Raw genomic sequence first — 12,947 nt, 5'->3', positions numbered from 1 at the left:
GCGCCCCTTGACGGCGCGGCGCACCCTGTGTCAGTTGATCAGGCCGAGCAACGCGCCCTGCACGAAGTAGATGACGAACAGCGCAGCCACCACGTACATGAGCGGGTGCACCTGCCTGGCGTGGCCCTTGACGATCTTGATGAACACGTACGCCAGGAATCCGGCGCCGATACCTGTGGTGATCGAGTAGGAGAACGGCATGAGGATGATGGTGAGGAACGCGGGGATCCCCACCTCCGCGTCGTTCCAGTCAACGTCCACCACCTGGGCGATCATGAGGAACCCGACGAAGACCAGCACCGGGGCCGCCGCCTCGGACGGAACCATGTTGATCAGCGGGGCCAGGAAGATCGCCAGCAGGAACGCGGCACCGGTCACGACGGACGCCAGACCGGTCCGGGCTCCCTCGCCGACGCCCGCGGTGGACTCGATGTAGCAGGTGTTGGACGAGACGGAACCGAATCCACCGGCAGCGGCAGCGACGGAGTCCACCAGCAGGATCTCCGTGGTGCGCGGCGGCATGCCGTGCTCGTCGAGTAGGCCACCCTCGCTGCCCACGGCCACGACGGTGCCCATGGTGTCGAAGAAGTCGGCCAGGAGCAGGGAGAACACCAGCACCGCGAGCGCCAGGAAGTTGGTGAAGGAGAAGGAGCCGTCCGGGAAGAACGCGCCGATCATGTCGACACGGCCGATGAGGCCGAGGTCCGGCAGCGAGGCGACGTCGGAGATCTGCGGCACGTTGAGCGACCACCCGACGGGGTTGAGTCCGTCGGCGGTGAACTGCGGCCCGATCTTCGCGATGGCCTCGATGATCACCGCGGCGACCGTCGCCACGAGGATGGAGATGAGCATCGCGCCCTTGACCTTCAGCACGTGCAGCGCGATGAGCACCATGATGCCGATGAAGAACACCGCGATGGGCCAGCCCATGAGCGAGCCGTTGATGCCCAGCTCGACCGGGGGCGCGCCAGCGGGCTTACGCACGATGCCGGCGTTGATGAGGCCGACGAAGGCGATGAACAGACCGATGCCGACGGAGATGGCGGTGCGCAGCGTCCTCGGGATCGCCTTGAAGACGGCCGTGCGGAAGCCGGTCAGCACCAGGATGAAGATCAGGATGCCCTCCCACACCACGAGGCCCATGGCCTGCGGCCAGGTCATCTGCGGAGCCAGGACGTAGGCGACGAGGGCGTTGAGGCCCAGGCCGGTCGCCAGACCCAAGGGGAATCGGCCGAAGATGCCCATCGCGAGGGTGAGGAGACCCGCGATCAGCGCGGTGGCAGCCGCGACCATGCCGATCGACTGACCGACCGCCGCGTCGTTGACCACCGTCATGGCGGCGTCGGTGAACTTCGGCTGACCCGAGATGAGGTTGCCGCTCTTGTCCACGGCGGTGCCGATGATGAGGGGATTGAGGGCGATGATGTAGGCCATCGCGAAGAATGTCACCAGGCCGCCGCGGATCTCCCGCCCGACGGTCGAGTGACGCTTGGTGATCTCGAAGAAGCCGTCGAGACCGGAGCGCTGGCGCTCCGTCTCGGGATGCAGCCGTGCTGCCTTGGGAGTATTGGTAACCACGGACCGTTATCGTACGGCCACCCGGGCGCGCGGATGAACCGGGGTCCACCGGTGGCCCGGGGAAGCGGTCAGTCGAAGAGCGTGTGGTCGATGCCGACGGTGTCGAACGCGGGCGCGGGCAGTTCCCGGGCGTGGTCGACATCGGCCACGTCCGAGTGGCCCCCGCAGCCGTGTTCCAGCGAGACGACGCGGCCGTCCCACGGGGAGTACTGGTTGGTGCAGGCACCGAACAGGGTGCCGAGCGAGCCGCGGAGCGCGATGAAGTAGCCACACGTCATGCACGGCGCGGGCGCCTCGCGGGACCCCTCGTCGGAGGGTCCGGGCGGTCCCTCGAGCCAGCGCTCGGCCGCCTCGTCGCGACCGTACCTGCTGAGCACGCGGGCCCGGCCGAGGCCCAGCTCGGCCACCGTGGTGCGCAGCTGCACCCACTCGGCGGGGTCCGCGTCCGCGGGGAGGTCCGTGGCGGAGAAGCCGGGCTCCAGGCGGGGGTCGTCGTCCGGGGTGGGCATGAGGGTGCCCGGCACGATGTCGCCCGGGCCGATGCGGTCCGCCCAGGGCACCCACCGCGGTGCGAGCAGCGCGTCCGGGCGCGGCAGGAGCACCACCTCGTTGACCGTGGGGTCCTTGGCGCGGGAGGCGCGCACCAGCGTGACGGCCCACTGCCAGTCCAGGTATCCGGGCCTGAGGCTCTGGAACAGGTGCGTGACCAGCCTGTCGCCGTCCTCCGCCACGATGCCGAGGTGCTCACCCACCGACTCGTCGTCCCCCACCTCGACGGCGGCGGCGCGGGCCAGGTCCACAGCATTGACCGTGACGGCATCCAGCTTGGGCTTTGCCATTTACAGCTCCAGTTCGTCCGCGACCCGGCGCAGCAGCTCGGCCACTCGCGTGGCGTGCTTGGAGTCCGGGTGCCTGCGGTGACGGTAGTCATTGCCGATGCCGTCGAGCATCTTGATGAGGTCTTCGACGATGACGGCCATCTGCTCGGGGTCCTTGCGCGACGCCTTGGACAGCGACGGCGGCGTCTCCAGCTCGCGCAGGCTCAGCGCCTGCTCGCCTCGGCGACCCTCGATGACTCCGAATTCGACGCGCTGCCCCGCCTTGAGCGCCTCGACGCCTGCGGGAAGCGCGTTGGAGCGCACGTAGACGTCGCCGCCGTCGTCCTTGGTGATGAAACCAAAGCCCTTCTCAGCGTCGAAGAATCGCACTTTACCGGTAGGCACGTCGCCCTCATTTGCACTAGTAGCCAGTCAGACAGTGCAGTCTATCCGGTTCGGCGGGCCCTCCCCAACAGGCCGCCGATGACGCGCTCGGTGGCCCCGATGTGCCGGAAGTAGTCCGCGTGCCGGAGTTGGGAGCCGGCCGCCTCGTCGACGATGATCACGGCGCGCGGATGGAACTGCAGTATCGAGGCCGGGCAGGCCGCGGCCACCGGCCCCTCCACCATGGCCGCCACGGCCGCGGCCTTGTGCTCGCCGGAGACCACCATGAGCGCCACCCTGGCCTCCATGATGGTGCCCAGTCCCTGCGTCACGCAGTGCGTGGGGACCTCGTCGTCGGAGGCGAAGAAGCGCGCGTTGTCGCGCCGGGTCTCGGGGGTCAGGGTCTTGACGCGGGTGCGGGAGGAGAAGGAGGAGAACGGCTCGTTGAAGCCGATGTGGCCGTTGCTGCCGATGCCGAGGATCTGGACGTCGACGCCGCCGACCGATGCGATGGCCGCGTCGTAGGCGTCCGCGGCGGCCTGCAGATTTGGTGCCGCGCCGTCGGGCACCCGGACCCGGGCGGGGTCCATGCCCAGGGGGCCGACGACCGTGCGTGCGATGACGCTGCGGTAGCTCTCGGGGTGCTCAGGCGGGATTCCGACGTACTCGTCCAGCGCGAAACCCAACCCGTGGGACACGTCGAGGGCCCCGGCGTCGACGCGCCTGGCCAACTCGGCGTAGAGCCTCAGCGGTGAGCTTCCCGTGGCCAGCCCCAGCACCGGCGTCGGGATCCCCTGCAGATACTCGGCCACCCGGTCCGCCGCCAGTTCGCCCACCCGCTGCGCATCCGCGCACAGCACCACTTCCATCGCCGTCGGCCTCCTGTGCCTCAGTCACCGGCCTCCGCCGCTGCAGCGAGCCTAACCATCGCCGTCTGGGACCCGCGCGTTTGACGTCCATACGCGCACCAGATGCTCACGTCGGCTGCGCGATCACGGGGCGGACCAGGCTGTCCGGCCGCCGGTAGCATGGGGCGCATGGCGAGTTGGAAGGACGGCGCGGCCTACGCGCCGACGGAGCGGCCCGACGGGTTCGCCACGCCCCGCGCCGAGCCGTTGACGTCCGGTGACCCCTGGGCCTCCTCCACGCCGGGCCCCATGGCCCCGCCCGCCACGTTCGAGGCCATTCCCCAGCCGCCGCTCAGCGAGGTGGCCGCCGGCCAGGCCCCCACCCGCGATCCGCGGGACGCGTTCGCCGTCTCGTCGGCAGCGATCGCCCCGGGGCCGAAACCCGGCGTGGCGCGGGACCCGCGGGAGCCCATCGTGACCTCGGCACCCCAGCCGGTGGGCCCCGAGTGGGCCAGCGCCGCAGGCAGCCAGTTGCCAGCGCCCACCGGGCCCCCGCTTCCGCCACCGGGCGAACTGCTGCCGCCTCCGTCGGCGCCACCGGGTCCGCGCGCCCAACCCCAGCAGCGCCAGCTCGCCTTCATCGCCAGCGGGCTGTGCCTCCTCGGTTTCATCCTGCCCGCCCTGTCGCCCTTCGTACTGACCGCAGCCGGGGCGTTGGGCACCCGGATCCAGCCGCTCACCGGGCGCGCGGGCGCGTCCGCGCTGTCCATCGGCCTGGCCACCCTCGGCTGGCAGCTCCTCACGGACACGCTGGGCCGCACCTCCACCGTCGGCATGCTCGTCTCGCTGGCCTTCACCGTCGTGTTCGCCGTCGGCGCGCTGCGCAACCGCTAGAGCGGTAGCTCACCCACCGGCACCGTCGACTCCTCGACGTCGCCCAGGTCGACGGGGACCTCGCCGTCCCAGCGCGCGAGGGTCGCGATCTCGGCCGGCCATGTGTGTTCCGGGAGGGCGTCGAGGGGGAACCACGCGCTGGACACGTGCCGGGACCGCTCACGCCGGGTCAGCCCAGCCGACACCGGTTCGAACCGCTGCGTGTGGTAGCGGAAGAACGTCTCCTCCTGGATGAGGATGCGGTCCGAGTAGCCGCGGAAGAGTCGACGCACGGCCACCGGGCCGACGAGCTGGCCCTCGTCGACGATGAGGCCGGTCTCCTCCTCGAGCTCGCGGGCCGCGGCGGAGCGGACGCGCTCGCGCGGCTCCACTCCCCCGCCGGGTGCCTGCCAGAACCTGGAGCCGGGCACGCCGGGATCCGTGTCGCCCAGGAGCAGCACGTCGTCGCCGGCCAGCACGATCACGCGCGCCGCCAGCCTGCGGGTGACCGGGCGGTCAGCCATGCGTCTGCCGGATGTGGGCCACTTCGTCGTCGATGAGGTCGCGCCAGCTGGCCACCAGCTCCGAATCGACGTAGGCCTTGAAGGAGCCGCCCGGCCGCGCCGGCGAGCCGATGTGGAACGCGCGGACCCCCGCACGCACCAGCCACGGGACGTGCTCCGCGGACAGGCCGCCGCCGGCCATGATGAGGCGCGCCGCCTCCGCGTCCGTCCGGGCCCGGCGGAGGAGATCGTCCAGTCCGTGCTCGACCCCGCGTGCCGAGCCGGCGGTCAGCACCTGGTCCAGCCGGGGCAACGTGCGCAGGTCCGCCCACGCCCGGTCCGGATCCAGGCAGTGGTCGACGGCGCGGTGAAAGGTCCAGGGGAAGGTGCCACCGTCCACCAACGCCGTGACCACCTCCGTGTCGATGCGGTTGAGTCCGTTGAGGAAGCCCAGCACCACCCCGTCGGCGCCCGCGTCGAGATAGGCCGCGATGAGTCCCGTGAGCCGGGTGGCCTCGCCGCCGTCGGTGCCGAAGCCGGCCCTGAGGCGCACCATGGGGCGGATCTGGATCGACGTGGCCCGGCGGACCTTCTCGACGGTGCGCGGCTCGGGGGAGAGGCCGTCGTCGTCCATGGTGCCGACCAGCTCGATCCGGTCCGCGCCGCCCGCCTCCGCGCGCTCGGCGTCCGCCGCGTGCAGTGCGATCACTTCGAGCAGACTCATGGAGCCATCTTGCCAAGTCACTGGCGCCAGCGGGCGTAGGCGCGCACTGTCGGCGGCATGCTGCGCCGGCCTGGATGGACAACTTTGGTCGACAGGGGTTGACTGAGCCGGTGCCTCGCGTCCGCAACCCCATGATCGTCACCCTGCTCGGGCTCCGCGGCAACGGCCGCGCCTCGGTCTACACCGAGCCCCTGTGGGGTCTGTCGATGATGCTGGTCCTGCCGTACGCCTCGGTGTTCATGCTGGCCCTGGGCATCGGCGACGCGCAGATCGGCCTGCTCGCCACCATCTCGATGCTGTCCCAGGTGGTCTTCGGGCTGCTGAGCGGCGTGATCACGGACAAGCTGGGGCGGCGGATGACCACCGCCGTGTTCGACATCGTCGCCTGGGCCATCCCCTGCCTCATCTGGGCCTTCGCCCAGAACTTCTGGTGGTTCCTCGCCGCGTCCATCGTCAACGGCGCCTGGCAGGTGACGCAGAATTCCTGGGACTGCCTGCTGGTCGAGGACGTCGACCGCGCAGAGATCCCCAAGGTGTACTCGCTGGTCAAGGTGGCGGCAGAGTTCTCCGCACTGTTCGCGCCGATCGCCGCGATCCTCGTCTCCACGCTGGGGCTCGAGTTCGCGGTCCGCATCCTCTACCTGAACGCATTCTTCATCATGTCGTTCAAGATCTGGCTGCTCTACCGCTATACCACCGAGACGGCGACGGGCCGCATCCGGATGGAGCAGACCCGCGGCGTGAGCATCTGGCGGTCGTTGTCCGAGTACCGCGGGGTGCTCGGGCTGATCCTGCACTCCAGGGGCACCATCTTCGCGCTCATCATCGCCGCCATCGTCGGCGCCGTCGCGCTGGTCAACGCCACCTTCTGGCAGGTCGTCATCAACCAGCGGCTGGGCGTGCCCGACGCGCTCCTGCCGTTCTTCCCGATGGTCCGCTCCCTGCTCTCGGTGCTGTTCTTCTTCACTCTCATCCCGCTGCTCACCCACGCGAAGCACCTGAAGGCCCCCACCCTGATCGGCTTCGGCGTCTACCTCGCCGGGCAACTCCTGCTGGTGGGTATTCCGAGCTCCGACGGCGCGGCCGGCGCCGCCACCTACGGCCTGCTCGCCGTCTGCCTGATGCTCGACGCGTTCGGCGGCGGCATCCTGTTCATGCTGGCGGAATCCCTGGTGGCTCTCCACGTGGACCGGGACGAGCGGTCGCGGGTCATGGCCATCCAGCGCACGGTGGTGATGTTGGTGACCGCCCCCTTCGGCTGGATCAGCGGCTGGTTGTCGGGCATGGACCGAAGCTGGCCGTTCCTCCTGACGTCCGCGCTGCTGGTGCTGGGCCTGGTCGTCGCAGGATCCTTCTGGGTGACCACGCACTCGGAGACACCCGACGAGGAACTCTCCGCGGCCTGAGGATTGAGCCGGACACGGCTCTCGTCAGGCTGTGTCGAGCCGGACACGGCTCTCGTGGGGCGCTGTTGAGCCGGATCCGAGACTCAACGCCCAATTCGCACCCTTTGAACGATCCAAGCCTCCGCGAAGTCCAGATCCGGCTCATGTGGTGGTGGGCCGGCCACCGCACGGCTCGGTGAGCCAGCCGGTCTCGGCACACTGTTGGGCCGGTTGCTGGCCGCCGCGCTACCGGCCGGAAACATCGGAGGACACCGAAAGGGCGGCCCCGAAACGGGACCGCCCTCCTGGCTTGCCTGTGCGAGGGGTGGCTCAGAAGCCGCCCATGCCGCCCATCTCGTCCATGCCGCCGCCGGCGCCGCCCGCGGGGGCCTTCTCCGGCTTGTCGGCGATGACGGCCTCGGTGGTGAGGAACAGCGCCGCGATGGACGCGGCGTTCTGCAGCGCCGAGCGGGTGACCTTGGCCGGGTCGATGATGCCGGCCGCGACCATGTCGACGTACTCGCCGGTGGCCGCGTCGAGGCCCTGGCCCACGGGCAGGTGCGCGACCTTCTCAGCCACGACACCACCCTCGAGACCGGCGTTGGCCGCGATCTGCTTCAGCGGGGCCGAGGCCGCGGTGAAGACGATCTGCGCGCCGATGGCCTCGTCGCCCTCAAGGCCCTCGACCGTGGCGGCCTTGGACGCCTGCAGCAGCGCGACGCCACCACCAGGCACGATGCCCTCCTCGACGGCCGCCTTCGCGTTGCGCACGGCGTCCTCGATCCGGTGCTTGCGCTCCTTGAGCTCCACCTCGGTGGCCGCGCCGACCTTGATGACGGCCACGCCGCCGGCCAGCTTGGCGAGGCGCTCCTGCAGCTTCTCGCGGTCGTACTCGGAGTCCGAGTTCTCGATCTCGCGACGGATCTGCGAGACGCGACCCTCGATCTGCGCCGACTCGCCGGCGCCCTCGATGATGGTGCACTCGTCCTTCGAGACCATGACGGACCGGGCGGAGCCCAGCAGGTCCACGGTCACGGCGTCGAGCGACAGGCCGACCTCTTCGCTGATGACCTGCGCGCCCGTGAGGATCGCGATGTCCGTCAGCATGGCCTTGCGGCGGTCACCGAAGCCCGGCGCCTTGACGGCGATGGACTTGAACGTACCGCGGATCTTGTTGACGATCAGGCCGGCGAGGGCCTCACCCTCGACGTCCTCGGCGATGACCAGCAGGGGCTTGCCGGACTGCATGACCTTCTCGAGGACCGGCAGGAGGTCCTTGAGCGAGGAGATCTTGGAGTTCACCAGCAGGACATAGGGGTCATCCAGGGTGGCTTCCATGCGCTCGGCATCGGTCACGAAGTAGGGCGAGATGTAGCCCTTGTCGAAGCGCATACCCTCGGTGAGCTCGAGATCCAGCCCGAAGGTGTTGGACTCCTCGACCGTGATCACGCCCTCCTTGCCGACCTTGTCCATCGCCTCGGCGATGATCTCGCCGACGGTGGTGTCAGCGGCGGAGATCGACGCGGTGGCGGCGATCTGCTCCTTGGTCTCGACGTCGATGGCCATGTCGGCCAGCTCGGCGACGATGGCGGCGACGGCCACCTCGATGCCCTTCTTCAGGCTCATCGGGTTGGCGCCGGCGGACACGTTGCGGAGGCCCTCGCGGACCATCGCCTGGGCCAGGACGGTGGCCGTGGTGGTGCCGTCGCCGGCGACGTCGTCAGTCTTCTTGGCGACCTCTTTGACCAGCTCGGCGCCGATGCGCTCGTACGGGTCCTCCAGCTCGATCTCCTTGGCGATGGACACGCCATCGTTGGTGATCGTGGGGGCGCCCCACTTCTTCTCCAGGACGACGTTGCGGCCCTTGGGGCCGAGCGTCACCTTGACCGCGTCTGCCAGCGTGTTCATGCCACGCTCGAGGGCGCGGCGCGCTTCCTCATTGAACTCAATCAGCTTTGCCATGGTGTTTCGGGAGTCCTCCCGTCAAGTGGGGCCTGAGCCCCGAAGTGTGCAGTGTCGGGTGAACCGCGGTGCCCGCGACGGACGGCTAAGCCTCACCGGCAGTTCGGTAGCACTCAAAGCGTGAGAGTGCTAACCCCATTATTAGCACTCGACACAAGAGAGTGCAAAGGCCCACTATGGTCCGGAGACAGAAATCTCGGACGGGAGCCCCGATGGATCTGCCGCGACTCGCGCGGGACACCGCCAATGTGGTCAACCTCTCGACGCCGCTGGGCCTGGCGCTGGCCGTCGTCGGCCGGGCGAGGCTGCGCCGGCGGGGCCACCTGATCGTGGCGGACCGGGCCCGGCTCCCCATCCACAACGCGGGCGCCGTGACCATCGGCTCGGTGGTGCTCATCCCGCATCGCAGCGCCGAGGAGGTGGAGGCCTCCACGCCCACCCTCATGGAACACGAGGACGGGCACGCATGGCAGTACGCGTACAGCCTCGGGTTGCCGTTCCTACCGCTCTACGGCCTGGCCACGCTCTGGTCCATGGTCCGGACCGGGGACCGCGCCAGCGCCAACTACTTCGAGGTGCAGGCGGACCTGCTCAAGGGGGGCTACCGCATCAACCCGACGATGCCCGTGGGGAGCGGGATCCGGCGCCTCCTCAGCCGTGGAGCCGCCGGGCGGAGCGGGCGGCCTGCCGCTGGCCGCGCATCCGACGCAGGCGCTTGACCAGCAGAGGCTTGTAGGCGAGCGCCTCCGGCGTGTCGATGAGGGCGTTGAGCTGCTGGTAGTAGCGCGCCGACGAGAGGCTGAAGTGCTCCATGATGGCCTGTTCCTTCGGCACCGCCGAGGTGAACCACTGATCCTCGAAGTCCAGGATGGCGGCTTCACGTTCGGTCAGATCCACCGGGGCGCTCACGGAGAAGGCTGCAGACATGCCGCTCAGTCTAAACCCGAATCACAACGCTGTCATTAGGCGGTGGCGCAGACTGCTGCCGCGTGGGCGGCTCTCGCGCTACAGTCGAATACGCCCTGGCCCACTCACCCCCGAGGACCACATCACCATGCGCCGACTCACCGGCCACGTCCAGCACTTCGCCTGGGGTAGCCCGACGGAGATCCCCACGATCCTCCGCAGGGATCCCGATGGCCGGCCCTGGGCCGAGTACTGGCTGGGCACTCATCCCAGCGGGCACGCCCACCTCGAGGACGGGAGCGCGCTCGCGGACCTCGTGCAGGAGGCTCCCCACGTGCTGGGCGACGCCAGCCAGACGCAGTTCGGCGCGCGCCTGCCGTTCCTGCTCAAGATCCTGTCGGCGTCGTCCCCGCTCAGCCTCCAGGCCCACCCGTCGCGGGAACAGGCGGAGGTCGGCTATGCCCGCGAGTCGCTCCTCGGGCTCCACCCCAGCGATCCGGTGCGCTCCTTCAAGGACGACTGGCCCAAGCCGGAGGCCATCGTGGCGCTCACCCCGTTCGAGGGACTGCTCGGCTTCCGGGACCCCGTCGAGACCGCGGGGCTCTTCGAGGGTCTGGGCGTGGCGGACGAGCTGGCGTCGGTCATCGGGCCGCTGCGGGACCGACGCGACGCTCCGGCGCTGCAGGAGGTGTTCCTCGACGTCCTCTCACTGGGCGAGCGCCGCTACCTGGTGGACGTCGTCCTGGCCGCCTCGGTGCAGCTCCTCCACGCCCCCGGCAGCCTCGGCGAGTTCGCGCGCACCGCGGTCGAACTCGACGAACACTTCCCGGGGGATCCGGGCATCCTCGCCGCGCTCCTCATGAACCGCTTCGCGCTGCAGCCCGGCGAGGCGGTGGCGCTCGAGGCCGGCGTGATGCATGCCTATCTCCGCGGCACGGGCGTGGAGATCATGGCGAACTCGGACAACGTCATGCGCGGCGGGCTGACGCAGAAGCACATCGACGTCGACGGACTGCTGCAGGTGGTGGGCTTCGAGCCCATGGTCCCGCAGATCCTCGTCGCCTCCGGAGCCGACGGCGTCTACCTCTACCCCACGTCGTTCCCGGAATTCGAGCTGTGGCTGATCGCCCCGTGCGACCCCGCGCCCATCCCGATGCCCCGACCGGACTCGTGCCGGATCGCGCTTGCCACGTCCGGCGCCTTCACGCTGCACGGCGACGGGAGCCCGCACCACCTGGCCTCCGGTGACGCCGTGTTCATTCCCGCCGACGAGCACGTCACGGTCAACGGTCACGGCCAGCTCTTCGTCGCCGCTTCGGGCGCCTAGGTTTCCCACCGGCACCTTCGCCCGGCACAATAGTGGCGCTCGCCTCCTTAGCTCAGCGGCCAGAGCGCTCGCCTTGTAAGCGAGTGGTCGTGGGTTCGACTCCCACAGGAGGCTCCACCGCCGCTGGTTTGTGGGCGCGGGTCGGTGAGACCAGAATGGCCCCATGACTGAACCCAGCAAGTGGGCGCGCATCATCGCCGCGGACCCCGATCACTCTCAGCGCTACATCGAGCGCTTCAAGATGATGGAGGCGGCCGGCCACGACCTGGGCGGAGAGGCCCGCACCGTCGACGCGATGGTGCCGCGAGGTGCCCGCATCCTCGACGCCGGCTGCGGCCCCGGCCGCGTGGGTGGGCGGCTGCACGCGCTGGGCCACGTCGTCGTCGGCGTCGACGTGGACCCGGCGCTCATCGAGGCCGCCGAGATCGACCACCCCGGTCCGACCTGGCTCGTCGGCGACCTCGCCGAGCTTGACCTGCCTGAGCGGGGCGTCGACGGCGACTTCGACGTGATCATCTCCGCCGGCAACGTCATGGGCTTCCTCGCGCCGTCGACGCGCGTTGACGTCCTGCGCCGCTTCGGGACCCACCTGGCGCCCGAGGGTCGCGCCATCATCGGCTTCGGCGGCGGCCGCGGCTACGAGTTCTCGGACTTCTTCGCCGACCTCGACGAGGCGGGGCTTCGCCTGGATCTCGCTTTGTCGACGTGGGACCTGCGCCCGTTCACCGCGGAGTCCGACTTCCTCGTCGCCCTCTGCTGCCGCGCCTGAGACAGGGTCAGGCAGCCTTCGAACGGGCCTTCCGACGCTGGTTGAGGTACGTGGTGACAACGATGAAGATGATCAGCGCGATGGCCACGTACCCGGCCACCTTGGCGTAGACGTTGAGGACGGCCACCGCCGCGTCGCCCAGCTGCCAGCCCATGAGGAAGAAGCCGACGAGCCAGATCGTGGAGGCGATGTAGTCGTAGACGAGGAAGCGCCTGAGGCTCATCCCCGACGCCCCGGCCAGCACGAAGACCACCTGCATGAGCGGCAGAGGCATGGGGATGTAGGCGATGAGGAACCCCAGCGGCCCCGCCTTCTCGGCCCACCGCTCGGCTCGGGCGTAGGCCTGCGCGGCGCGCCTGGACTGCCCGGACCAGACCTCGATCATGCCGCGACCCCACAGCTTCCCGGCCCACCAGTAGACCCAGTCGAACTTGAGGCTGAGGATCGACGCGACCACCAGCACCACCGGCCAGTGCGGCATCTCGCCCGTCGAGGCGATGGCCCCGCTGGCCGCGACCGCGGTGCGACCGCCGGTGATCATCGCCAGCCAGTCCGGGGCGGTGGCGAGCAGCCACGCGCGGGTGGGCAACAGGATGAGGCCGAAGACGCCGACGACGCCGAACCAGGCCAGGCAGGCGATGTCGTCGCGGCCCGGCTCCTTGCGCCACGGCATGCCATCGGCCTCCCACCAGGCGGGCTCCGCCTCGACGGCGGCCGGGTGATCCGGGTCGACGGGGCCGGCCGGATCGACGGCGGCGTCGTCGCGCCCCTGCTCATCAGTCACGGGGGGAATCCTACGTCCACAGGCCACGACACCCCCGATCCCGCAGCCGCCGACGGCGTGAACCCTCAAGGCGTGCCTCCCGCTCC

General features: G+C 69.8%; 14 protein-coding genes and 1 tRNA gene. 6 read left to right on the top strand and 9 right to left on the bottom strand.

From position 1 onward, the window contains the following. Positions 1–30: 30 nt before the first annotated feature. From ACZK5N_RS08870 to nagB, 4 genes are all read right to left on the bottom strand, one after another. Positions 31–1,578 carry an NCS2 family permease gene (locus ACZK5N_RS08870; protein WP_459018925.1) on the bottom strand — a complete coding sequence of 516 codons (1,548 nt, stop codon included), beginning with the start codon at positions 1,576–1,578 and terminating at the stop codon, positions 31–33. A gap of 68 nt (positions 1,579–1,646) precedes the next feature. Beyond that, a complete protein-coding gene (locus ACZK5N_RS08865; RefSeq protein WP_459018924.1) occupies positions 1,647–2,417 on the bottom strand; it encodes a DUF3027 domain-containing protein in 771 nt (256 codons plus the stop codon). Beyond that, a complete protein-coding gene (locus ACZK5N_RS08860; protein ID WP_459018923.1) occupies positions 2,418–2,801 on the bottom strand; it encodes a cold-shock protein in 384 nt (127 codons plus the stop codon). A 41-nt stretch (positions 2,802–2,842) separates the two neighbouring features. Next, on the bottom strand, positions 2,843–3,649 hold the full coding sequence (nagB, locus tag ACZK5N_RS08855; protein ID WP_459018922.1) for a glucosamine-6-phosphate deaminase: 807 nt from the start codon (positions 3,647–3,649) through the stop codon (positions 2,843–2,845). A 168-nt stretch (positions 3,650–3,817) separates the two neighbouring features. Between nagB and ACZK5N_RS08850 the strand changes: the two genes are divergently transcribed. Continuing rightward, entirely contained in the window at positions 3,818–4,522 is a 705-nt protein-coding gene (locus ACZK5N_RS08850) for a hypothetical protein (RefSeq protein WP_459018921.1), read from the top strand. Here the strand turns inward: ACZK5N_RS08850 and ACZK5N_RS08845 are convergent. Together ACZK5N_RS08845 and ACZK5N_RS08840 are read right to left on the bottom strand one after the other, a co-directional pair. Further along, the gene (locus tag ACZK5N_RS08845) at positions 4,519–5,025 is read right to left on the bottom strand and encodes an NUDIX hydrolase (RefSeq protein ID WP_459018920.1); all 507 of its coding nucleotides are present in this window, start codon (positions 5,023–5,025) and stop codon (positions 4,519–4,521) included. The genes ACZK5N_RS08850 and ACZK5N_RS08845 overlap by 4 nt on opposite strands. Next, on the bottom strand, positions 5,018–5,728 hold the full coding sequence (locus ACZK5N_RS08840; RefSeq protein ID WP_459018919.1) for a copper homeostasis protein CutC: 711 nt from the start codon (positions 5,726–5,728) through the stop codon (positions 5,018–5,020). Before ACZK5N_RS08840 ends, ACZK5N_RS08845 begins: the two co-directional genes overlap by 8 nt. A gap of 110 nt (positions 5,729–5,838) precedes the next feature. Here ACZK5N_RS08840 and ACZK5N_RS08835 point away from each other — a divergent pair, with 110 nt between their 5' ends. Next, positions 5,839–7,134 carry an MFS transporter gene (locus tag ACZK5N_RS08835; RefSeq protein ID WP_459018918.1) on the top strand — a complete coding sequence of 432 codons (1,296 nt, stop codon included), beginning with the start codon at positions 5,839–5,841 and terminating at the stop codon, positions 7,132–7,134. A gap of 309 nt (positions 7,135–7,443) precedes the next feature. Here ACZK5N_RS08835 and groL read toward each other — a convergent pair whose 3' ends face one another. Further along, positions 7,444–9,075: a chaperonin GroEL gene (gene groL / locus ACZK5N_RS08830; RefSeq protein ID WP_459018917.1), complete on the bottom strand. Its 1,632-nt coding sequence runs from the start codon at positions 9,073–9,075 to the stop codon at positions 7,444–7,446. Between the two features lie 212 nt (positions 9,076–9,287). Here groL and ACZK5N_RS08825 point away from each other — a divergent pair, with 212 nt between their 5' ends. Beyond that, positions 9,288–9,794, top strand: coding sequence for a hypothetical protein (locus ACZK5N_RS08825; RefSeq protein ID WP_459018916.1), 507 nt, complete (start codon positions 9,288–9,290; stop codon positions 9,792–9,794). Here the strand turns inward: ACZK5N_RS08825 and ACZK5N_RS08820 are convergent. Beyond that, positions 9,727–10,002 (bottom strand): DUF3263 domain-containing protein, encoded by a 276-nt coding sequence (locus ACZK5N_RS08820; RefSeq protein ID WP_459018915.1) that lies wholly within the window; start codon positions 10,000–10,002, stop codon positions 9,727–9,729. The two genes, ACZK5N_RS08825 and ACZK5N_RS08820, sit on opposite strands and share 68 nt — an antisense overlap. Positions 10,003–10,129: 127 nt before the next feature. On the opposite strand from ACZK5N_RS08820, the gene manA reads away from it, so the two are divergent. From manA to ACZK5N_RS08805, 3 genes are all read left to right on the top strand, one after another. Continuing rightward, positions 10,130–11,308, top strand: a complete 1,179-nt coding sequence (gene manA / locus ACZK5N_RS08815; RefSeq protein WP_459018914.1) for a mannose-6-phosphate isomerase, class I — start codon at positions 10,130–10,132, stop codon at positions 11,306–11,308. 41 nt (positions 11,309–11,349) lie between these two features. After that, positions 11,350–11,425: transfer RNA gene (locus tag ACZK5N_RS08810), tRNA-Thr, on the top strand. Positions 11,426–11,471: 46 nt separating this feature from the next. Further along, entirely contained in the window at positions 11,472–12,077 is a 606-nt protein-coding gene (locus tag ACZK5N_RS08805) for a class I SAM-dependent methyltransferase (protein ID WP_459018913.1), read from the top strand. Positions 12,078–12,084: 7 nt separating this feature from the next. Here ACZK5N_RS08805 and ACZK5N_RS08800 read toward each other — a convergent pair whose 3' ends face one another. Continuing rightward, positions 12,085–12,861 carry a DedA family protein gene (locus tag ACZK5N_RS08800; RefSeq protein ID WP_459018912.1) on the bottom strand — a complete coding sequence of 259 codons (777 nt, stop codon included), beginning with the start codon at positions 12,859–12,861 and terminating at the stop codon, positions 12,085–12,087. Positions 12,862–12,947: the final 86 nt, after the last annotated feature.

This window comes from Tessaracoccus pujii (genome assembly GCF_055326215.1).
This window is presented reverse-complemented; position numbering and strand designations above follow the sequence as displayed.